The 19880-nt window shown below is 37.7% G+C and carries 19 protein-coding genes; 12 read left to right on the top strand and 7 right to left on the bottom strand.

Annotated elements, in window-relative coordinates; genetic code table 11:
• The first annotated feature begins 75 nt into the window (after positions 1–75).
• The 5 genes from EW028_RS15320 (at position 76) to EW028_RS15300 (ending at position 5948) form a co-directional block, all read left to right on the top strand.
• Positions 76–1296, top strand: coding sequence for an RtcB family protein (locus EW028_RS15320; RefSeq protein WP_131521498.1), 1221 nt, complete (start codon positions 76–78; stop codon positions 1294–1296).
• Positions 1297–1368: 72 nt separating this feature from the next.
• On the top strand, positions 1369–2370 hold the full coding sequence (locus tag EW028_RS15315) for a LacI family DNA-binding transcriptional regulator (RefSeq protein ID WP_227744966.1): 1002 nt from the start codon (positions 1369–1371) through the stop codon (positions 2368–2370).
• Between the two features lie 100 nt (positions 2371–2470).
• Complete coding sequence (locus tag EW028_RS15310; protein ID WP_131521496.1) at positions 2471–3892, top strand: aldehyde dehydrogenase family protein; 1422 nt, start codon at positions 2471–2473, stop codon at positions 3890–3892.
• A gap of 20 nt (positions 3893–3912) precedes the next feature.
• Positions 3913–4758, top strand: a complete 846-nt coding sequence (gene ahlS / locus EW028_RS15305; RefSeq protein ID WP_115673339.1) for an AhlS family quorum-quenching N-acyl homoserine lactonase — start codon at positions 3913–3915, stop codon at positions 4756–4758.
• A gap of 17 nt (positions 4759–4775) precedes the next feature.
• Entirely contained in the window at positions 4776–5948 is a 1173-nt protein-coding gene (locus EW028_RS15300; RefSeq protein ID WP_131521495.1) for an iron-containing alcohol dehydrogenase, read from the top strand.
• Between the two features lie 120 nt (positions 5949–6068).
• Here EW028_RS15300 and EW028_RS15295 read toward each other — a convergent pair whose 3' ends face one another.
• Both EW028_RS15295 and EW028_RS15290 read right to left on the bottom strand, forming a co-directional pair.
• Positions 6069–6578, bottom strand: a complete 510-nt coding sequence (locus EW028_RS15295) for a ferritin (protein WP_048392396.1) — start codon at positions 6576–6578, stop codon at positions 6069–6071.
• A 199-nt stretch (positions 6579–6777) separates the two neighbouring features.
• On the bottom strand, positions 6778–7539 hold the full coding sequence (locus EW028_RS15290; protein WP_016994674.1) for a TerC family protein: 762 nt from the start codon (positions 7537–7539) through the stop codon (positions 6778–6780).
• 415 nt (positions 7540–7954) lie between these two features.
• On the opposite strand from EW028_RS15290, the gene EW028_RS15285 reads away from it, so the two are divergent.
• Both EW028_RS15285 and EW028_RS15280 read left to right on the top strand, forming a co-directional pair.
• Positions 7955–9715, top strand: a complete 1761-nt coding sequence (locus EW028_RS15285) for an ABC transporter ATP-binding protein (protein WP_131521494.1) — start codon at positions 7955–7957, stop codon at positions 9713–9715.
• A gap of 295 nt (positions 9716–10010) precedes the next feature.
• Positions 10011–10430, top strand: a complete 420-nt coding sequence (locus tag EW028_RS15280; RefSeq protein ID WP_131521493.1) for an SRPBCC family protein — start codon at positions 10011–10013, stop codon at positions 10428–10430.
• Between the two features lie 39 nt (positions 10431–10469).
• Here the strand turns inward: EW028_RS15280 and EW028_RS15275 are convergent, their stop codons facing one another.
• From EW028_RS15275 to EW028_RS15255, 5 genes are all read right to left on the bottom strand, one after another.
• Positions 10470–11951: a spore germination protein gene (locus EW028_RS15275; protein WP_131521492.1), complete on the bottom strand. Its 1482-nt coding sequence runs from the start codon at positions 11949–11951 to the stop codon at positions 10470–10472.
• Complete coding sequence (locus tag EW028_RS15270) at positions 11951–13075, bottom strand: GerAB/ArcD/ProY family transporter (protein ID WP_131521491.1); 1125 nt, start codon at positions 13073–13075, stop codon at positions 11951–11953. The genes EW028_RS15275 and EW028_RS15270 overlap by 1 nt, the downstream gene beginning before the upstream one ends.
• 148 nt (positions 13076–13223) lie before the next feature.
• A complete protein-coding gene (gene rsiV, locus EW028_RS15265) occupies positions 13224–14114 on the bottom strand; it encodes an anti-sigma-V factor RsiV (RefSeq protein ID WP_131521490.1) in 891 nt (296 codons plus the stop codon).
• Positions 14107–14625, bottom strand: a complete 519-nt coding sequence (locus EW028_RS15260; protein ID WP_131521489.1) for an RNA polymerase sigma factor SigV — start codon at positions 14623–14625, stop codon at positions 14107–14109. The genes rsiV and EW028_RS15260 overlap by 8 nt, the downstream gene beginning before the upstream one ends.
• A 154-nt stretch (positions 14626–14779) precedes the next feature.
• The gene (locus EW028_RS15255) at positions 14780–15553 is read right to left on the bottom strand and encodes a sulfite exporter TauE/SafE family protein (RefSeq protein ID WP_131521488.1); all 774 of its coding nucleotides are present in this window, start codon (positions 15551–15553) and stop codon (positions 14780–14782) included.
• A gap of 215 nt (positions 15554–15768) precedes the next feature.
• On the opposite strand from EW028_RS15255, the gene EW028_RS15250 reads away from it, so the two are divergent.
• From EW028_RS15250 to EW028_RS15230, 5 genes are all read left to right on the top strand, one after another.
• Positions 15769–16194: a hypothetical protein gene (locus EW028_RS15250; RefSeq protein ID WP_048392403.1), complete on the top strand. Its 426-nt coding sequence runs from the start codon at positions 15769–15771 to the stop codon at positions 16192–16194.
• Between the two features lie 74 nt (positions 16195–16268).
• The gene (locus EW028_RS15245; RefSeq protein WP_131521487.1) at positions 16269–17264 is read left to right on the top strand and encodes an LLM class flavin-dependent oxidoreductase; all 996 of its coding nucleotides are present in this window, start codon (positions 16269–16271) and stop codon (positions 17262–17264) included.
• A gap of 710 nt (positions 17265–17974) precedes the next feature.
• Complete coding sequence (locus EW028_RS15240; RefSeq protein ID WP_004230719.1) at positions 17975–18364, top strand: GntR family transcriptional regulator; 390 nt, start codon at positions 17975–17977, stop codon at positions 18362–18364.
• Positions 18361–19050: an ABC transporter ATP-binding protein gene (locus EW028_RS15235; RefSeq protein WP_131521486.1), complete on the top strand. Its 690-nt coding sequence runs from the start codon at positions 18361–18363 to the stop codon at positions 19048–19050. Before EW028_RS15240 ends, EW028_RS15235 begins: the two co-directional genes overlap by 4 nt.
• Complete coding sequence (locus EW028_RS15230) at positions 19047–19874, top strand: hypothetical protein (RefSeq protein WP_131521485.1); 828 nt, start codon at positions 19047–19049, stop codon at positions 19872–19874. Before EW028_RS15235 ends, EW028_RS15230 begins: the two co-directional genes overlap by 4 nt.
• Positions 19875–19880: the final 6 nt, after the last annotated feature.

The raw sequence follows: 19880 nt of genomic DNA, 5'->3' as shown, positions 1-19880 counted from the left end.
GCTTTTAGAACGTTTTCTTTATGATATGAAACAAATCATTCCAGTTTTACGTATAAGTAGTAAGGAGGGATACACTTGATTGAAATAAATGGACGCTTCACGAATGCAAAAATCTTTGCGCAAACAGCATTACAAACAGCTGTTGATCAGATTCAAGAACTAACAGACCAGGCTTTTATGGCAGGCACTAAAGTACGTATTATGCCAGATTATCATGCGGGTAAAGGATGTGTCATTGGCACGACCATCCAATTGCAAGACCGTGTTGTACCCAATCTTGTCGGCATTGATGTGGGGTGTGGTGTATTTGTAGCACAACTTGACGTAACAACAGTTGATTTTGCTCAACTCGATGCCATCATTCGCACATATGTACCCAGTGGGCAGGATATTCATAAAGAAGTATCGCCAAGCCGACATTTTGTAGAGTTTGAAGGTAAACAATTTCGAGCGAGCGGCTTGAAAGATGACTATACGAACTTGTCATTAGGTACACTTGGGGGAGGCAACCATTTTATTGAGCTTGCCAAAGATGAAGATGATCAGCACTATTTGCTCATCCATACGGGGTCACGCTATGTAGGGGCAAAGGTTGCTAATTGGCATCAAAAAAGAGCTTATGAAAATTTACGTCGAGAAGATTTGACAGAAAAAATAGAAGCAATGAAACAGCAAGGACGACAACAAGAGATTCAATCCATGATACAAGCCTATAAAGAACAAACACCGTTCGTTCCGAAAGACTTGTCATATTTAGAGGGTAAAGCTTTCCATGATTATATCCATGATATGAAGATTGCACAGCAATTTGCACGGATGAATCGTTGGACCATTGCAGAAACCATAGCTAAACAGATGGATTGGCATTTTACGGATACGTTTGATACGATTCATAACTATATCGATACAGAAACGATGACGCTTCGCAAAGGGGCTGTTCGTGCAAATAAAGATGAAAAGCTAGTTATTCCAATGAATATGCGGGATGGATCTCTGATTTGTATAGGGAAAGGCAATGCGGAATGGAATTATTCAGCCCCCCATGGAGCAGGACGCATGTTTTCACGACGCGCAGCGAAAAAAGCTTTGAATATGGCCGATTTTAAAGATACGATGCAGGGGATTTGGACAACATCAGTCAATGAAGAAACATTGGATGAGGCACCAATGGCCTATAAGCCGATGACAGAAATTACTTCTGCGATTGGGGAAACTGTAGATATTGTCAAAGTTATTAAACCTGTTTATAACTTTAAAGCGAGTGAAGCTGCAAAGCCATATGAGCGAAAGCGTTAAGGTAGAGAAGAAATCATCACTATAATCATTATTCTATAGATGATATAATATAGCTTCACAATGATGAAATGGGTGGTTTTTTTGGTATCTTCAAAAGATGTGGCGAAGCATGCTGGTGTCTCACAAACAACTGTATCTAGAGTATTGAATACACCAGAGCTTGTAAAGCCAAAAACAATTGAAAAAGTAATGCAGGCGATAGAGGAACTAAACTATGTGCCAAATGATATAGCAAGATCGCTTGTTCAGAAAAAAACAGGCATTATTACATTGATTTCGGGGCCCTTACACAACCCTTTTTTTGTTGATACAACTACAGCCATCGTGAATTATGTTAATGCACGTGGCTATAAAGTGAATGTCTATTTTGGCACAGAGGATAATCTTAATTCAATCTACAATGCTGTTTTAGAAACGAAAGCAGACGCAATTATATTGTCTTCTATGTTGTATCAAGATGATTTATTTTATAAACTAGAAAAACTAGCTATTCCATTTATTATGTTTAACCGTAAGCATAAAGAGAATAGACATTTTGTAGAAATTGATAATGTTCAAGCAGGTTACCTTGCGACCAAGCATGTCCTATCATTAGGGCATGACTCTTTATGTTGGATAGGGGGTCCACATCAAATGAGTACCTTCTATGGACGCTATCTGGGATTTGAACAAGCTTTACAGGATTATGGGCTAGATGCAAAATTAGTGCCTACTTTTTTAACGAACACCAATAAAATGGATATTGAACGTGCGTTTGCAGAGCTTTTACAACTCGAAAAAAGACCAACAGCTATTTGTGCTGCTACGGATGCCATTGCCATTGAAATATTGAATCTTTGTTTAGAGAGAGGTTTTCAGGTTCCGAGAGATTTTAATATCATTGGTATTGATAATGTCGAGCTTAGTAAACATAACTCTATTGCCTTAACAACAGTAGGTTTAACATCAGAAGAGAACTTAGGTTTTATTGCTATCGAAAAATTATTTGAGGTAATGGAGAAAAAAAGTACTTGCATTAGACAAACAGAGTCTGTTAAGATTTTCCCAAGAAATACAACGTGTAAAATAAACTGATAGACCATCAGTTTATTTTTTACACCAAAATGGTTACGTATTCATTTCTTTATTTTCTGAAATGAATACGTAACCATAAAAAGAAAGGAGTGAATTACGATTGAAAAAGGGCTTATGGATTAATGGAGAATGGAAGATAACTGCTGAATGGATGGAGATCCATGCTCCCTATTCACAAGAGGTATTGGCACACTTTGCGATGGCCACTGAAAAAGATGTACAGGAGGCCATTGAAAGTGCGCATGCTGCAGCTCCTCAAATGGCTGCATTAACTGCTTTTCAACGAGCAGAGATATTAGAGCAGTTATCCACCCTTTTTGCAGAAAATAGAGATGAAGCAGCAAGTATCATTGCAATGGAATCAGCTAAACCGTTAAAGTATGCTTACGCTGAAATTGATCGCACAGTTGAAACCTATAAATTTGCGGCAGAAGAAGCAAAGCGACTTACTGGTGAAATGGTTCCAATGGATGCATCAAAAAATGGAGAGGGGCGCTTTGCTTATACATTAAGAGAGCCAATCGGTGTTGTGGCAGCGATTACACCATTTAACTTTCCGCAAAATCTAGTAGCACACAAAGTTGGACCTGCATTAGCTGCTGGCAATACGATTGTATTGAAACCTGCCACACAAACAGCATTATCTGCCCATTTTTTGGCAAAATTATTGGCGCAAACAAATTTACCAGCAGGTGCCTTTAATCTTGTAACTGGTCAAGGTAAATTAGTAGGCGATGCATTTTTAGCACATCCAAATGTTAAGATGATAACGTTTACAGGAAGTCCAGCGGTAGGGATTTCTCTACGCAATCGAGCAGGCTTGAAGAAAGTAACCTTAGAATTAGGTTCCAATGCAGGCGTAATTATAGACGAAGGGGTACAGCTAGAGCGTATTATGGATCGCATTGTGATGGGGGCCTTTTCCAACCAAGGTCAAGTCTGCATTTCTTTACAACGTATCTATGTCATGGAAAGTATGGTGGAGGAATTTTTAATACGGCTGAAGGAAAAAATAGAGCAGCTTACAATTGGTGATCCAATGGATAATCAAACAGATCTTGCTATGATGATTTCACAAGCTGAACAACAGCGTGCTTATCAATGGATTGAAGAGGCAGTAGCTGAAGGGGCACAAGTAATTACAGGTGGTCACATTGACAATCATATTTTATTGCCCACTGTTTTATATAATGTTCAGCCACAGAGTCGTGTATCCTGTGAAGAAATTTTTGCACCTGTTGTTATCGTTAATACGGTATCCACCATTGATGAAGGGATAGCGGCTATCAATGATTCTCACTATGGCCTACAGGCAGGCATCTTCACTCCTTCTATTCAGACAGCTTTTCAGGCTACAAAAGCATTGCACGTTGGTGGAGTCATCATTAATGATGTACCTACTTATCGAGTAGATCACATGCCATATGGTGGTGTAAAGGAAAGCGGCACAGGCCGTGAAGGCATTAAATATGCGTTAGAAGAAATGACGGAAATGAAGCTAGTAATTTGGAATAACCAATAATCACGAATGGAGATGGGAAAATGAAAATGATTAAACAACATCCAAAATTGTATGTGATGGACAATGGTACGATGCGAATGGATAAAAATTATATGATTGCGATGCACAATCCCGCAACCATCGATCATCCAAACCAGCCAAATGAATTTGTTGAATTCCCTGTTTATACAGTATTGATTGATCATCCAGAAGGTAAAATTCTATTTGATACAGCATGCAATCCAAACTCAATGGGTCCAGAAGGGCGATGGGGTGAATTTACGCAAAAAGCATTTCCTATTAATATGCCAGAAGAATGCTATTTACATCATCGTCTAGAAGAATTAAATGTTCGTCCAGAGGATATCAAGTATGTTGTTGCTTCCCATTTGCATCTCGACCATGCAGGGTGCTTAGAACTCTTTACAAATGCCACAATTATTGTACAGGAAGATGAGTTTAATGGCACATTACAAACATATGCTAGAAACGTGAAAGACGGTGCCTATGTTTGGGGTGACATTGATATGTGGATTAAAAACAATCTACAATGGCGCTTAATCAAACGTGGCGAGGATCATGTAAAACTAGCTGAAGGGATACAAGTATTAAATTTTGGTAGTGGTCATGCTTGGGGAATGCTAGGTTTGCATATTCAAATGCCTGACACAGGTGGTATTATTTTAGCTTCAGATGCCATTTATACGGCAGAAAGCTTTGGCCCTCCTGTCAAGCCACCAGGCATTATCTACGATTCTGTAGGTTATAATACAACTGTGGAACGGATTCGAAGACTAGCAAATGAAACAAATTCACAGGTATGGTTTGGCCATGATCCTATTCAATTTAAATCATTTAGAAAATCGACGGAAGGCTATTATGAATAGATAGGAGTAGAGAAGCCATGCATAAATTAACCTTTACGCCTGCTAGCTATACTGGCTGGGGCTGTTTGAGTCAGCTTCTGCTAGAGGTAAAGAAGTTTAATGCTCACAATATTTTAATCGTGACCGATCCATTATTAAAAGAAATAGGTCTAACGGACAATGTGGAAAAGCCTTTAATGGAGAAAGGCTATACCACAACCATTTATACGGATATTGCACCAGAGCCTCCGCTTGCAATTGGCGAAAAACTGGTTGATTTTACGAGAAAGCATCCATTTGATTTGGTGATTGGTGTAGGTGGGGGCAGTGCACTAGATTTAGCAAAGCTTGCCGCCGTATTAGCAAAACATGATGGAAAAGTTGCAGATTATTTAAACCTAACAGGAACGAAAACATTAGATAATAAAGGGTTACCTAAAATCTTAATTCCTACCACTTCTGGGACAGGCTCGGAGGTAACAAATATTTCTGTGTTATCACTGGATACAACCAAGGATGTTGTGACACATGATTATTTATTAGCGGATGTAGCGATTGTAGATCCTGCCTTAACGATTTCCTTACCATCAAAGGTGACAGCAGCGACTGGGGTAGACGCGTTAACTCATGCGATAGAAGCCTACGTATCCGTAAATGCGAATGCAGTAACGGATGCACTTGCACTACAAGCTATCCGATTAATTAGCCAGTCAATCCGAACAGCTGTCCATAATGGACAAGACAAGCAAGCGCGCACAGATATGAGTTATGGCAGCTATTTAGCAGGATTAGCCTTTTTCAATGCCGGTGTAGCAGGCGTCCATGCCTTAGCCTATCCCCTGGGAGGTCAGTTCCATATAGCTCATGGTGATTCCAATGCAGTACTATTACCATATGTCATGGGGTATATTCGTCAAAGCTGTGAAAAACGAATGAAAGATATTTTAGATGCCATGGGAATATCATCATCCTATTTATCGCAAGAAGAGGCTTCCTATAAATGTGTTGATGCCTTACAACAACTCGTTCAAGATGTGAAAATTCCCTCAACATTACAAGGATTTAATATCCCTGCATCAGCACTTGAACAGCTAACAGAGGATGCTACAAAACAAACTCGCATTTTAGCTCGAAGTCCAATGCCATTAGGGCGTGAAGATATCTATCAAATCTATCAAGCTGCCTTTGATGGAGTGGTAAGAGAACCATAAAGAACCTGAGAAACGTTGATTTTTCAACGTTTCTCTTTTATTGCATCTTTTGAAAATCCCACAAGCAAGATAGTTACCTAAAAAAATCTGCCTTCATGGCAGATTTTTTTATAAGAACTATCATGCTTCTGTATCTGGTGTAAAAGTACGAGTCGCCAATTCTGCATCAAGCATAAAGATTGCGTTTGAGTCAGTTTCGATACGCTCGATTTTACGAATTAATGTATCAAATGTAGATTCTTCTTCTACTTGCTCGTCGATGAACCATTTTAAGAAGGCCATTGTCGCATGCTCACGTTCATCTAAAGCAATGTCTGATAAATTGTAAATACGGCGTGTTACTTCTTTTTCGTGTGATAGAGCCGTTTTAAAGGCATCTAAAATGGATTCGAAATGATTGCCTGGGCTTTCAAAACCTTGAATTGTTGCGCGGTAGCCCATATCACTTAAGAAATTATAAAATTTCATGGCATGGAAGCGTTCTTCTTCTGCTTGTACTAAAAAGAAGTTAGCGAAGCCATCATAATCTTGATCTGTGCAATAGGCTGCCATTGCCATATAGGCATGCGCAGAGTAGAATTCAAAATTCATTTGTTCATTAAGAGCTGTGTGTAGTTTTTCAGATAACATAAAAGTTTTCCTCCTTTTGCAGTAAATGACTTCTTTACTAGTATACAGCGTAGAAGCCGTAACATACAAAAAATTTAATTTTTAAAGCAATTCATGTGAAAAATAATTGATATTCGTTCTCAATTAGAAAATACCTTCTTTTATACTTTTAAGAAAATAAAAAAATCGCCCCGATCGTAATCGAAGCGATTTTTCATTATTATTGTTCTTGTTTCTTTTGATTTTTGACACCGATTAGGTAGCCACCTAATGCGATAGCAATTAAGACAATCCAGAAAATAGCTTTCCAAAGAGTGGAGTGGGGGAATTCGTGTGGAATCACACCCAATTTTTCATGTGCTAATGTTAATACAGCTAATTTTACACCAACCCAGCCGACAATTAGGAAAGCAGCTGTTTCAAGTGATGGGAATTTGTCGAGAACCTTTACAAACCAACGAGCTGCGAAACGCATCATGATGACACCAATAATACCACCTAAGAACATCACTGCGAACTGACCTGCGTTAATACCGCCAATATCAAAATCACCGATATGTGGAAGTGTGACAGCAATGGCAACCGCCGCAAGAATAGAATCCACAGCAAATGCGATATCAGCAAGTTCTACTTTTACAACCGTCATCCAGAAGCCAGATTGTTTTTTCGGCTCTTGAATTTCTTCGGAGTTTTGAGATGCTTTCCGCGAATCATAAATATGCTTAATAGACATAAACAGTAGATAAGCTGCACCTATTGCTTGAATCTGCCAGAAATTAACGAGCGTTGTAATAAGGAATAATGCGGCAAAACGGAAAACAAATGCCCCCACCAATCCATACAATAAAGCTTTTTGTTGTTGTGCCTTTGGTAAATGCTTAACCATAACAGCCATTACGACGGCGTTGTCTGCTGCTAACAAACCTTCTAGTACAATTAATACGACAAGTACCCATGCGTATTCTAAAAATATTGCCTCCAAATTTATTGCCTCCTTTAATTGTTGAACAGAAATGAATGGCTTGCTAACTTATTCTTTCCCTATTTTAAGCAAAAGAAAAAGACCCCTGCCTAAAAAATAGGCAAAGGTCTTGCTAAGCAATTAACTGTTCGTTGCACAGAAAGTGTTCTGTGTGACAAAAAATGCCATCACACCCGATGGTAATATACCATGTAATGACGAATGTGAATCAGATGCTTCGATCGCATCTGCTAGCTACTCCCCTTTGACAATAAAGTCAAAAGCTATTCAATTCTTACTAACATAGTAACATGCAACATTTTAAAAGTAAATAAAAATATACTGCTATGGAGAAAAAATACTTTTCCGTTACGTTTGCACAAATGGTACTATTAAAAGATAGGCAAAATTTTTACAACTTAGAGAGGAGACAAACATGTATAGAAAATTTTTTTCCTACTACAAGCCACATAAACGATTGTTTGTCATCGATTTTTCGAGTGCCATTATTGTAGCAATCTTAGAGCTTGCGTTTCCATTGGCTGTTCAATGGTTTATCGATGAGTTATTGCCAACAGGGGATTGGGGCATGATCGTGAAAATAAGTGTCCTATTACTGCTTGTTTATGCCATTAGTACATTATTGAACTTTATCGTTAACTATTTAGGGCATAAACTAGGCATAAATATCGAAACGGATATGCGTCAGGAATTATTTACGCATGTACAAAGGCAATCTTTCCGATTCTTTGATAATACGAAAACAGGTCATATTATGAGTCGCATTACCAATGATTTGTTTGATATAGGTGAGTTTGCCCATCATGGACCAGAGGATCTCTTTATTGCGATCATGACCTTTGTTGGGGCCTTTGCCATTATGTTTAATGTCAATCCAACACTCGCTTTGATTGCAGCGATTATGGTGCCATTTTTAACATGGCTTGTGACATTTAGTAATATAAAAATGAACAATGCTTGGAAAACGATGTATGGCAAAATTGCTGATGTGAACGGACGTGTAGAGGATAGTGTGTCTGGTGTCCGTGTTGTGAAATCCTTTACAAATGAAGATTTTGAAATTAAACGCTTTAAGGAGCAAAATGGATTTTTCCGTACGGCTAAATTATATGCCTATAAAATTATGGCAGGGACACACTCCAGTATTTACATGATGACGCGCCTCCTTACATTAATGGTGTTAGTGGTCGGCGCTTGGCTAAGCTTTAATGGGAAATTATCTTATGGGGAGCTAGTGAGCTTTGTTTTATATACGAATGTCCTGATTAAACCAATTGATAAAATTAGTGCTTTATTAGAGCTTTATCCGAAAGGAATGGCTGGCTTTAAGCGCTTCCGTGAATTAATTGAACAGGAGCCAGAAATTCAAGATCGTGAGGATGCAAAGGTTATCAAACATTTAGATGGAAATATTGCCTTCAATCACGTTCATTTTAATTATGATGCATCCAAACAGGTTTTACATGATATATCATTTGATGTAAAAGCTGGCCAAACCATTGCCTTTGTAGGGCCTTCGGGTGCTGGTAAAACTACAATCTGCTCATTGATTCCTCGATTTTATGAGGTGACAAAAGGCGCTATTACGATTGATGGTATCGATATACGTCATATGACACAAGCGTCATTACGTGCTCAAATTGGTATCGTACAGCAGGACGTCTTTTTATTTACAGGTACGATTCGTGAAAACATTGCCTATGGAAAATTAGATGCAAGTGAAGCGGAAATTCGAGAGGCAGCGAAAAAAGCACATCTAGAGGCATTTATTGCTGAGCTACCCGATGGCTATGATACACAAATAGGTGAACGTGGCTTAAAATTATCAGGAGGACAAAAGCAACGACTAGCGATTGCTCGTATGTTCCTAAAGAACCCGCCTATCTTAATTTTGGACGAGGCAACCTCTGCCTTAGATACAGAAACAGAAATGATTATTCAGCAATCGTTAACAGAGCTTGCTGAAAATCGTACAACACTAGTTATTGCCCATCGACTGGCAACTATTCGCAATGCCGATCGCGTATTAGTTGTGACACCGAAGGGCATTGAAGAGGATGGTACCTATGATGAGCTAGTGGCTCAAAATGGGATTTTTGCAAAGCTTCATCATATTCAATTTCGCAAGGGACAAACAGAACAAAGCGTTCAGAAAGAGTTTGTGGAATTGACGTAAATGAAGGAGGGGGAGATTGTTTTTTAAAACAATTTCCCTTTTTTGGTTGCTTCCCTTAGTTACTTGTCCTACTGCTTATGTGGTAGCCAAAGGACACTGACATGCATAGTGAAGGTTTATGTGGAAAGAGGGAATCGATTGAAGGTAATGCCATCGAATATGCATAGGGTAACAGGTCAAATCTTTAATATGGAAAATGGAACATTCATTTATGAATCATAGAAGGAATGTTTAGCAGGTAAATCGAATAGAACATTACAGTTCACAATAAAGGTCATAAAATAGGGGTGAAGCAATGGATAACGAGAGAATCATCGGTCAAACGAAAAGTGTGGGTTTTCAAATCGGGCTTAGAAGGACATTTCCAATTTCGCAGGAGCAAGCATGGGCATTGATTACGACAACAGAAGGAGTACGTACATGGCTGGGGGAAGACACTTCAGTTATATTCGAACCTGGGTACAAATTCCATTCAAAGACAGGGACAGGCGAAATCAGGATTGTTAAACCATTAGAGCAGCTTCGATTGACTTGGCAAAAGGAAGAGTGGTCAAAACCATCTACCGTACAAATCCGTATTTTACCCAAAGAGCGTAATAAAACAACCATTAGCTTTCATCAAGAACATCTTTCTGATCAAATAGTACGAGAAGAAATGAAAGGTCATTGGGAAAGTGTACTGGACCTTATCAAAGAAAGAGTCCAAAATAGTTGAGCGAATAAAAATAGCATCCCTTCACAATCGATAGGGATGCTATTTGTTTTTATTTGGAGAATCTTTGTTCTCATGCCCTTTTGAAGTTCGTGTATAATCTTGAGGAGCAAGCGCTTTGTTCCGCTCTGTATAGCCTTTGGGTGATAATCGAAAGATGGATTTTTTAATGGTTGCCCAATTTAGATCTGTTGCTAGGTTCATGTAAGAGTAGCCGTAAATTCGAATATTACTTAAATAAAGCAGTGTCAGGTATAAAGAAACAAAGAAGCCAAATAACCCGAAAAAGGCACTAGCAAAGATAAAGGCAACGCGTAATATGCTAACTGAAGTAACAAGTGACTGATTCACTAATGTGAAGGAAGCAATGGTAGAAATAGCGATGACAACGATCATTTCAGGACTCGTTACACCTGCTCGAATGGCTGCATCCCCAATAATTAATCCACCTACAACACTGATGGTCCCACCAATAACGGAAGGGAGACGCAAGCCTGCTTCACGAAATAATTCAAACATCAGCAACATGAGTAACATTTCAAGCGAAGAGGGGAGCGGTAAGCCAGCCTTCGCTTGCACGACGGTTGCGAGTAGTTGAAGCGGCAATTGGTTTTGGTGATAGGTTGTCAAGGCAAGCCAAAATGCAGGGAGTAGTAATCCGATTAGAATACCGAATATTCTTAATAATCGTTCGAGTGAACTGAAAATAATAGGATATTCATTATCCTCAGCTGATTTCAGTAAGAGAAACAAATTGACAGGGGTAATGATAGCATAGGCGACGCCATCTACAAAAATAATAAAACGTCCTCTCGCTAAGGCCTGAACCGCATAATCAGGTCGTCCCGTATAATCAAACTTCGGAAAAAGCTTGGAATTTTTATTCACCCGTTCCATCAATAAATCGCCACTAAAAACAATATCTGTATCAACAGCAGCAAGCTGCTTTTTGATGCCATGTAAAATATCCATATCCACAATATCATCAAAATAAAGAATGGCTACCGTAGTTTTTGATCGTTTCCCAAGCTCCACTTTTTCCACACAAAATGAATTGGTCGGCAAACGTTTTCTTATGAGTGCGATATTGACGCGAATATCTTCAATGAAATTATCTCTTGGCCCTTTAACAAGAACCTCCATGCGCGTTTCTTCAGGCTGGCGATTCGGCTTTTGGGCAATATTGCTTGCATATAAAAGATTGTCTTCGTCAAAATACAACAACAAGAAGCCACTATAGACAAAAGTTATTAGCTGTTCCTTGTCTTGTACTTTTTGAATACTTGGAACATGAAGATGCCTTGCGATATTCTCTTCAAAGGGAACCTCATCCAAATGATCATATAAATATTGAATACGTTGAATAATCACTTCATTAAGCATTTGTTGATCAATCATAGCATCACACGTAATAAAGTGTACTTTCTGCTGATTAAACATATATTCCTGAAATTGAATATCTGCTGATTTTTGAAATAATTTTCTGAGCGTACTAAGATCTAGCGCTTGTTCTTGCTGAGGCATTATGATTCACCACTTTTCCTATCTTGTTTTTCAGTTTTCCCCTTTTTAGAAGATTTATCCGACAAGAAAGCTACGACTACGAAAAATATTGACAGTAAAAAGAAAAAAATAAAAGTGGCTGCAAGAATATAATGTCCTTTTACCTTTAAAAAAAGGCTTTCATTTAGCATGATTAATGGTAAACAAAGAATAAAGAAGGGAGGAGCGAGCATTTGCCATATACGCTTCGGATCTCCTGTCATCTTCAATAAATCTACCACAATGTACAAAAGGAAACTAACACGAATAAAGGTTCCTGTCAGCCATTGATAAATGGAGAAAAAGTCAAGATGCTCGATATAGCGACCAATTGTCACTAATCCCCATTCTTCGTAGGCAGGATAGCGTTGCTTAGCCGCTTCATTCGGTCCAAATTCTGTAATGGCTCCAATTAAAGGTCCTAATGTCAGTCCTACTAAAATGGCCAGCATAATAGCAAAGTGGTACCAGCGAATACGTTCCTTAAATTGATGCTGTAAAAATAGCAACATTAAAAGCTCAATAAACCCTGATGCAGGGAAAATCATGCCTCGCAAGACAGGCTGGAATCCATGTTCAAAAAATGGACGTAATAATTCATAATCTTTCACCTGCATGTTCGTAAAGGCAACGAAAAAGCCAAAGATAACTACTCCGAATAATACAAAAACGTTTAAAATAACGAGCGTCTGTAAGCTAGTCGTCACAAGAAGAATACACAGAATGGTATAGATAAAAAGTAAGATGATCACAGGGGTTTGTGGTAAAAATGTAGTATTAATCCATTGCAGTGTTTCAACCATTGTAAAAGCTGCGATAATCATTAAAAAAATAGCAACTGTATAAATAACAATAGTAGAGCCAATTTTCCCTATTTTTGAATCGAGCCAATCTCGGATGGGCTCCTGATTAGATTTTGATTGAATATATACTAATAAAAATAGCCAAAAGAAAATAATTCCTCCAGCAAACAATACGGATAGCCAGCCATCTCTTTTGGCCACATCTAGTAGTGGAGGAATAATGGTTACATGATTTTTTAAGCCAATAACAGTCATTGATAGGAAGATGACATGTAAAATACTGATTGATCCTACACTTTTCATGTTGAAAACCCTCTAACATTGATTGATACATATTAGCTTTGACAAAAAAAGTCGGCTTTATAAGCAGAAAATGGTATGGTTTCATGAAAAAACGAGGTATTGGATGACACCATCATCCAATACCTCGTCATAGGAAAAGTAAGCTAAATTAATGAATATATTTTGTGCTTACAAGATCGTCTTTTAAGACATCTGTTGGGATTTCAAACTCTACAACGCCCATATAGCCAGGTGCCACTTCATATTTATCAAAGGAAATCACAAGCTTGCCTTTATCAGAAATGTAGAATTGCTGATCAGGTTTAATAGTTGTAAATTCCTCCATTAACGCTTCATCGGCAAGGCCAGCACCCTTTACCCAATAAACTTTATCTTGATTCGATTCAGCTATTTGTGTACGCATTTGTTCTTTAATATTTTCACTAATTGTTTCAATATAGTGTTGATCTTTAAAGAGCATAGGTAAAGTAATTAAAATTTCGTTTTCTTTATCGATCGTATCGTATTCCATCACCGTTGAAGAAGAAGCAACGGTATTCACTACATAACGGCCAATCGACAAAATTTGTTCGTTATCAGTTTTGATTTCGTAGCCACTATCAATACCTAAATGACCACCGCCATTTAATTTTAAATCGCCCACTTCTGCCATAAATTCATCGTAAAGTGTCTTACCTTCTGCACGATATTTTTCATTTAATGTATTCGCCAGATCTTGATTTTCTAAGTTTTCAATAGAAGGTACTTTAATGTTGGCATCATAATTATCTTCAGCCACTTCATATTCTGTCCAAGTCAATACTTTTATCACACTACCAACCACGGGAATTTCTGAGAGTGTGCGTGCCATTGCAGGACTTACATTTAAACCAGCTGTAAATAGCATGGCTGCAGCGGCAGATCCAAGGACCCATTGAGGTGTACGATTTTTTTTCTTTTTTCGACCTTGCTTAAGTGCTTTTTCAACCACGAAGTCTAGCTCTTTTGGAATCGGGACTTTCATATATTGTTTTTCTAACTCCTGTAATTTTTTATCCATGTGCAGTTTCTCCCTTCACATCTTCCAATTGGATTTTCAATAGTTTTAATGCTTTATAAAGACGCGATTTGGCTGTACTCAACTTAATGTCGAGGATGTTCGCCACGTCAGTGAGTTTTAAATCCTCGAAATAATGGAGAATGACAACCTCTCGATACATTTGCGGGAGTTCATCCAACGCATGCTCCAAGTCAACATTCTCATAAACATCCTCTTGAGCAGGTGTTAAATATTGTAATGTATCATCATCTGTCACTTGTAAGCGTTTATGCTTACGTAAAAAATCTATGGCTGTACGGACAACTATTTTATAAAACCAGCTTTTCATATAGGTCACATTTTCAAGTCGATCTAATGAAAGCATGGCTTTTTGGATACTGTCTTGTACAACATCTAGTGCGTCCTGTTCATTTTTTGTATAGCTATACGCGAGCAAATAAAAACGCTCTTTTTGTTCTCGAATGAATTGGACAAACACCTCTTCATGTTGAAATGCATTTCTTGTTCTCATGTCCAAAGAAGCTCCTTTTTTAACATTGTCAAATTGTATACATTTACTAGACGTACGAGGAGAGGGAAAAAGTTGATACCATGAAAAAAACTTACCCCAATTGAGATAAGTTTGATCCTTCTATAGTATTGGCATACGTTAGTATAACGGCTGATCATGAAAAATAGTCATATGTATTTTTCAAGAGTAATAGAATGGTCACAACGATAAATAATTTACGTACATAGCCACTGCCGCGTTTAATGGCAAATTTTGAACCAACAATAGCTCCTGCAATTTGCGCAAGACCCATTGGTAGTCCATAGGCATAATTTATTTGTCCTAAGTATATAAACATAAGGAGGGCAGCTACATTACTGCCGAAATTTAAAAATTTGGCGTTTCCTGCTGATTGTAAAAAATCAAAGCCCACTATGAGAAAAGCAAAGAGTAGAAACGAGCCTGTCCCAGGACCTAAAAAGCCATCATAAAAGCCAATAAGTGTAATCACGAAAACAAAAATAATAGAACGCTTAGGAGTTAATGGTTTAAAGGTGGTCATACTGCCCCAGTCTTTTTTAAAGATGGTATAAATGGCAACGACTGCAAGCATAATCAGCATTAATGGCTTCAGTACACTTGGGTCCATTAAGTGGACAATCCAAGCACCCAGCATAGAGCCAAAAAAGACGAAGGGGAATAGCTTATAGACGGCTTTTATATCTAGTTTACCAGAGCGATAAAATGTCACTGTACTAGTAAGGGAACCCATTGTACCTGCCAATTTATTGGTTGCTACGGCAACAGAGGGAGGAAGACCAACGAACATAAGAGCTGGTAATGAGATAAGCCCACCTCCTCCAACCACTGAATCAATAAAGGCTGCTAAAAAACCGAAGAGGATTAAAATTAATAAAATATTTACATCTAAATCTAAATCAAAAGGCACAATAGGTCATCTCTTTTCTATCATAATAATCTGATAGTAGCGAACTGAGGATAGGCTGTAAACACTCTAGCTGCTATTTTTTAATAGAAATAAATGAAGTGATTCGATTTAAAATGACGATAATTTCTACATAACTCAAAAAAATTCTACTTGAAGTCATTATTTTGATGTATTATGTAGATAATGGTGTTTTTACGTAAAGGGGACGTGATGACATGAGTTTAGGAAATCATATACGTGTATTTCTCTGTGTTGTGTTTATGGGCGTACTTGTAGGGTATGTCTTTAATGCAAAAAAAGATATAACAGATCATGAGTATATTGATACCGTAAAGGAAGGCTATTTGGAGAATTTTTCAGATGTCACAGTTCGAAATGCGTTTAATTACGCTTTTTATGAACCTTACTGGCGCTATTATGAAGCAAAAACTGGGGAGCAAGTTGTAGAATTATCAGGTGATATTACGTTTCAAGACGAAAAAGGACATGCTATTCTCCAATTTGTCGTGAACGAACAAACGCAGCAATTTTCCCTAGAGGCAATGAAATTTAAAGAAGTCGTATTAAACCAGCAACAACAACAAAAGCTTGTTGGCATGGTCTATCACACTTGGGAAAAGAAACAACTAGCTTATGAGTAAGGTTTTTTATTTTGTAAATCATCCAAACTGTATTACAGTAAAAGGGGGAGCTAGAGACAGAGAGGATGTTTTACATGAGATTAAGTATTTTAGATCAAATGCCGATTCCAAAAGGTCATTCTGCAGAAGAGGCCTTCCAACGTACAGAACAGCTGGCATTGCTAGGTGAAGAGCTTGGCTATCACCGTATGTGGCTTGCTGAACACCATAATAGCCAGTCATTGGCGAGTTCAGCTCCTGAAGTAACTGCTGCTTTTTTAGCTGCTAAAACACAGCGGCTTCGCATTGGTACGGGTGGTGTCATGATGATGCATTATTCACCCTATAAGCTAGCAGAGGTCTTTAAAACATTATCGGGGCTGGCACCCAATCGTATTGATTTTGGTGTGGGGAGAGCTCCTGGTGGTGATCATGCCGCTATCTATGCCTTGGCAGAGGGAAGACGACAACGCTTCACAGAACAGTATGATAAGCTAGAAATCATATTAAAGCTAATGAATAATCAAAAAACAGGTGAACATGTCTATGATCAAGTCGTTGCAGCTCCTGCTCATATTTCATTACCAGAGGCTTGGTTACTAGGTTCTAGTGGTCAGAGCGCAATGCAGGCTGGCCAGCTGGGAGTAGGCTATTCGTATGCACAATTTTTCACGGGCAATATGTCAAAGGATATCTTTGATGCCTATAAAGCCTATTTTACGCCTTCTTATTATATGGATAAACCACAAATCATTGTGACATATGCAGCAACAGTTGCCCCAACCCTAGAAGAAGCGGAATATTTAGCTAAACCGATTGATATTTCTCGTCTTCAATTAATGAAAGGGCAAATCATTCAAACAATGTCACCCGAAGAAGCGAAAGATTATCCATTAACTGAAATGGATAAATTGACGATTGACAATAATCGCAAGGCGAATCTTGTCGGGACACCCCAAGATATTGCTGCTTTTTTAAGCGCTGAGCAAGAACGCTATGGCTTTGATGAAGTGATGCTAAATTGCAATCAATATGCATTAGAAAGTCGTTTAAATACCTATAGATTCCTTGCGAAGGAATTAATCAGATAAGAGGAAAAGCCATATTCATCTGAATATGGCTTTTATGTATTTAGCTGAAATAGAATAGCGATTTTACAATTAGAAAAACCCGGAAATTTACTTCCGGGTCTGATTACCACTTACATTTTCTGCTCCATGACACACTGCCTCGCTTCCGCATAGGATCTTAAGATATTCCTAAGAAATCTGTACTTTAGCTTATTCAGTTTTGATGGTCCTTCTGAGTTATCGATCAATCGCACTCATCGGGTTAACCCTCCTAGTCATTGGATTTGAAGTGAAATCTTTAATAGTATAGCCCTACCTCTATTTCTTATACCTCTAGTGACCATAAAATTTAATTTTTTGTGCTAAAGAAGTAAATACAAGAAAACATACATTTATTACTAACTAACAATGAAAATAAAAACACTCGTCTGTTTGAAGAAAAGTATATTTGCATCCATGATGTACATGCTAGAACTGGCTGTGATTTTAATTATTGATAGATATTTCCATAAATGTGGTTGACTTAAAATGTGTATTAAGCATATAATACATTTCAAGAAGTGTATTATATGCTTAATACATTTTTTTATTGTCGGTGTATTAAGTGCTTAATACGATGAGGTGTTAACGTGAGAAAAAATATGTCCATGTTGATAGGTGCAACCCATCATTCTACATACTGTGTATTAAGTGTTTAATACGCGGAATTAATTTTTGAGGAGTTGAGTTATTTGACTATAAATTTTAATAATCGGGACCCGGTGTATGTCCAAGTGATTCGGCATTTGAAAGAACAAATTGCCAAGGGATTTTATGAGCCAGGTCAGGAGATTCCATCCAGAAGGGAATTAGCCAATCAGTTAAAGATTAACCCAAATACTGCACAACGAGCTTATAAGGAAATGGAGGAACAAGGATTGATTTTTACAGAGGGGAATATGCCTAGCTGCATTACGAAAGATGAAGCAGTCCTTAAAAATGTCCGTGAGGAATTGATTATCGAAGCGGTTGACTTATTTTTAGGCTCTATTAAATCTATCGATGTGCCTTTAGCCGAAGTATTGGAACTTGTAAAGAAAAAACATGATGCCGAAAGCGGAGAAGCGGAGGAATCGAAATGATAGAAGTAAAAAATATTAACAAGAAATACGGCAGGAAACAGGTTTTAAAAGACATTTCTTTTACTGCAGAAAAAGGAGAGATTACTTGTTTAATAGGAATAAATGGTGTAGGTAAGACGACCATTATGAAAGCCATTATGGCGCTCACCCCAATTAATAGTGGTGAAATTTTAATGGATGGAGAAAAAATCACAAAAGAAAGTTTTGAAAAAATAACCTTCATCCCAGACACAATAACGATGTTGCCACAAATGAAAATCAATGAAGCTTTTGCGTTCATGGCTGATTTTTATAAAAGCTGGAATCCTCAGAGGGCAGAAGAATTATTACAATTTTTTAAACTTGATCCGAATGAACGTATTGCTAACTTATCGAAAGGAAATACAGCAAAAGTGAATATGCTACTGGGATTGTCACTTGATGTCGATTATTTACTGATGGATGAACCATTCTCTGGCATTGATATTTTCTCTCGTGAGCAGATTGCAGAGGTGTTTACAAGCCATTTAATTGAAGAACGTGGTGTCATTATAACAACGCATGAAATTAGTGATATTGAGCATTTGATTGATAAAGCAGTCCTTATGGATGACGGTGCAGTATTGAGGGAATTTAGCGTGGAGGAAGTACGTGAAAATGAAGGGAAATCAGTGGTTGATGTGATGAGGGAGGTATATCGAGCATGAAAAACTATTTAAAACTTGTTAATTTTGAAGTAAATCGATTTTTTAAATTGTATTTGATTTTAATAGGCTTGACCATGCTCAGCCAGCTTATAGGAGCGGGAATTATCTCACAAACCTATATGAAAAATGCTAAACAGTTGATGGCAGAAAACCAGTTATCCATGAACCAGTATGTGGAGCAATACGGGACTTTTTCTTTCGATCGATTCACTGATTCAGAATGGTTTCTGCTGCCAATCTTTTTTTGTATCGCCATGTTGATGATCTATGTTTTCTTTATTTGGTATCGAGATTGGTTTGGTAAAAATACATTTATTTACAGATTATTCATGTTACCAACTGAAAGAATCGCCATTTATTTTGCGAAATTAACGACGATTATGCTTTTAGTTCTTGGCTTGATTGCTTTGCAAATCTTGCTAATTTTGATGGAAAAACAAATAGTGAATAAAATTATACCAATAGACCTCCAATCAAATTTCTCAATTTATGCTAGTTCTACTTTAAATATGTGGAGGTGGCTGTATCCGACTAGCTTTACAGAGTTTATTCTGGTATATGCACTTGGGTTACTTTTCGTGGCAGTAATATTTACCGCGATTTTAATTGAGCGGAGTTATGGTTTAAAAGGGATTTTTTACGCTATTTTTTATGGCTTACTGTCACTTGGGGTATTTTTTGCTCCAATCCTATTAGTTAATGTTTATACAAATTACTTTTACCCACTTGAAATTTTCTTAATGGTACTGGTTACGAGCACGATTGTTTTAGGCAGTGCCATTTGGATTGCGAATCATTTACTAAAATATAAAAACAGGGTCTAGAGGAGG

This window comes from Lysinibacillus sp. OL1, from assembly GCF_004332175.1.
GTDB lineage: Bacteria > Bacillota > Bacilli > Bacillales_A > Planococcaceae > Lysinibacillus > Lysinibacillus capsici.
Note: the sequence above shows the minus strand (reverse complement) of the source record. Positions and strands in the feature narration are given on the sequence as shown.

Excerpts from the sequence above, each read along its gene's own strand:
- EW028_RS15260 (WP_131521489.1), bottom strand. The coding sequence starts at position 14,625 with ATGAGAACAAGAAATGCATTTCAACATGAAGAGGTGTTTGTCCAATTC.
- EW028_RS15275 (WP_131521492.1), bottom strand. The coding sequence starts at position 11,951 with ATGCCTCAGCAAGAACAAGCGCTAGATCTTAGTACGCTCAGAAAATTA.
- EW028_RS15230 (WP_131521485.1), top strand. The coding sequence starts at position 19,047 with ATGAAAAACTATTTAAAACTTGTTAATTTTGAAGTAAATCGATTTTTT.
- EW028_RS15245 (WP_131521487.1), top strand. The coding sequence starts at position 16,269 with ATGAGATTAAGTATTTTAGATCAAATGCCGATTCCAAAAGGTCATTCT.
- EW028_RS15295 (WP_048392396.1), bottom strand. The coding sequence starts at position 6,578 with ATGTTATCTGAAAAACTACACACAGCTCTTAATGAACAAATGAATTTT.
- ahlS (WP_115673339.1), top strand. The coding sequence starts at position 3,913 with ATGAAAATGATTAAACAACATCCAAAATTGTATGTGATGGACAATGGT.
- EW028_RS15285 (WP_131521494.1), top strand. The coding sequence starts at position 7,955 with ATGTATAGAAAATTTTTTTCCTACTACAAGCCACATAAACGATTGTTT.
- EW028_RS15250 (WP_048392403.1), top strand. The coding sequence starts at position 15,769 with ATGAGTTTAGGAAATCATATACGTGTATTTCTCTGTGTTGTGTTTATG.
- EW028_RS15280 (WP_131521493.1), top strand. The coding sequence starts at position 10,011 with ATGGATAACGAGAGAATCATCGGTCAAACGAAAAGTGTGGGTTTTCAA.
- EW028_RS15270 (WP_131521491.1), bottom strand. The coding sequence starts at position 13,075 with ATGAAAAGTGTAGGATCAATCAGTATTTTACATGTCATCTTCCTATCA.
- rsiV (WP_131521490.1), bottom strand. The coding sequence starts at position 14,114 with ATGGATAAAAAATTACAGGAGTTAGAAAAACAATATATGAAAGTCCCG.
- EW028_RS15235 (WP_131521486.1), top strand. The coding sequence starts at position 18,361 with ATGATAGAAGTAAAAAATATTAACAAGAAATACGGCAGGAAACAGGTT.
- EW028_RS15300 (WP_131521495.1), top strand. The coding sequence starts at position 4,776 with ATGCATAAATTAACCTTTACGCCTGCTAGCTATACTGGCTGGGGCTGT.